The sequence below is a fragment of the Haloferula sp. genome, assembly GCF_049672945.1.
GTDB lineage: Bacteria > Verrucomicrobiota > Verrucomicrobiia > Verrucomicrobiales > Akkermansiaceae > Haloferula.
In genome coordinates this window covers 1-1,890 of record NZ_JBATWY010000257.1, presented here as the reverse complement: position 1 = coordinate 1,890, position 1,890 = coordinate 1, and the positions used below count along the sequence as shown (strand labels likewise).

Sequence of the window (1,890 nt, the reverse complement as noted above, 5' to 3'; positions counted from 1 at the left end):
CATCGAAGTCTTCCACCGTAATCGACGGTAGCCCAGACAGCTGGGAATCGATCGCCGCGATTTCCCTACAGGTCAATGCCCATTCACTCGAAAAGCGTTCTGCCAACGACTCCTCAGCCCTCAGCGGGGCTTGGAGGATCGCTGCAATCAGGAGCAGTCGCGCCAATTGGAGTCGTTGGGGAATTCCGGAAATCATCGAGCAGAGAGCCTGGGTGCTCAGCTTAGGAGGCGAAGCGAATCATCCACCGCTCCCCCATTTAGGAACTTTAAGAAAACAAAGTAAAAGCCCGATCTCGGATTGGTAAAAAAGACTGACTGGAGCCGTGGGAGATCAAACCAGCAGCCCCGAGGCGGGCGAATCGCCTGCCGCGAAAGCGGATCCAGCGGAGCGGACCGCGTGGCTCCTGCCGCGCCCCACCGTCCAGCAGCCCTGCCTCCTACGAGAAAACGACTTTCCACTCCGGACCCGTTTCAGTAGCCTCCAAAAGTGAATTTCCCAAGTCCATCGCCGCCGCCGCTTCCCACCCGGGGCATGGGGTGGCTTGGCCTCGTTGGACTGCTCCTGCTCGCCTTGGTCCTCTCCGTATTCGCACCTACCCCTACGCCGGCCCCGGATCCGAACCGCTCCCCGAATCCCCTCTACTAAATAAAATAAAAGGACATGCTTGTTCTGCCGGCAGTTTGTTCTGCCTATGGAGGAGTATCCGTGAACTCGAGTTGGAAGAAGCGCTTGACACTGCCCGTCCATGTCGGATCGGTGAGGTGGAAGGTCACTTCATCGATATTCGGGTAACCGGGGAGGGGAGTTTCCGAAGTGCGGGGAGCGTCCGTCGACGGCACGATGCCCGGAGTTGATACGAGATCGAGAGTGGTCAGCACCTCGACTTGGACCGAAGCGGGCAGAAGGTTGGACTCGAGGAAGATCAGGTCGATGTTCGCGCCATTGCGCTCGATGCGGAAGGGCGGGGCCGGAAGGAAGGGACTCGTCGGGTCGAGACCGTGGATCCATTCGAGCTCGTTGCTCAGTCCATCGCCATCGAAGTCGTTCCCGGCGTCGGCGTCGCCATTGGCGATCTGTTCAGGGGTGAAGTAGATCGATTGGAAATCCTCGAAGCTCAACGGACCGGTCAGATCGAAGCTCAGGATCACCTGTTTGCTGACGGTATCCACCTCAACGACGAAAACCCCGAAGCCGAACGGCTGCTGGATGCTTGTGAAATTCCCGCTGAGAGTTCCGGTGCATTGCATGATGACAAAGCTGTCGGTAGGCGAAGGCACGAAGCCGTTGATCGGCATCGGGCGCAGGGTGCCGTTGAGGGCCAGGTTTCCATTGACCTGAAGGAAGTCATTACCCGTGGCGTCGAGTTCGATGTCGAATCCTGCAGTGGTTCCATTGGATGGGGAGCCCGTGATGGTGAGTGATCCGATGGAAGCTCCGGGCGCGATGGTTCCATTGTTCGTGAAGCTGGTAGCGGACGTGATGGCAAGTGTGCCATTGCCTCCGATCGTGCCTCCGAAGTCGTTGGTGAAGTTGCCCCAGAGTTGGGCTGTCGCACCGGCTTCGATCTGGAAAGCCCCGCCATTGATCGAGGTGGTGAGCGGGCTGTTGTCGCCGAAATTGCAATTCGTGGAGACCATCAATTGTCCGGAGTTGTCGAGCGAAGGTTCAAAGTCGCGACTGCCGGTGCCGAGGATCTCAACCGTACCGCTCGCGGAATTGACGAAAGTGGCGGTCGAGCTTGTTGTGTAGTTTGCCAATCGCGCCGTGGTGTTCCCGGTGAGTTGGAACTGGCCGTGGTTTATGAGATCATTGGCGTGCAGGTTCAGGTTTGTATAGCCGCCGATCGCAGAGTCTACCGTGACGCTGCCTCCTGTGGCGTTGGTGATTCC

The 1,890-nt window shown here is 58.3% G+C and carries 1 protein-coding gene and 1 pseudogene; both read right to left on the bottom strand.

Annotated features, from left to right (window positions below):
- On the bottom strand, positions 1-196 hold a 196-nt coding region (locus WBG04_RS22180), incomplete at its 3' end, for a hypothetical protein (RefSeq protein WP_424317119.1).
- Between the two features lie 494 nt (positions 197-690).
- Positions 691-1,890, bottom strand: a pseudogene (locus tag WBG04_RS22175) (hypothetical protein); the annotation flags it as partial.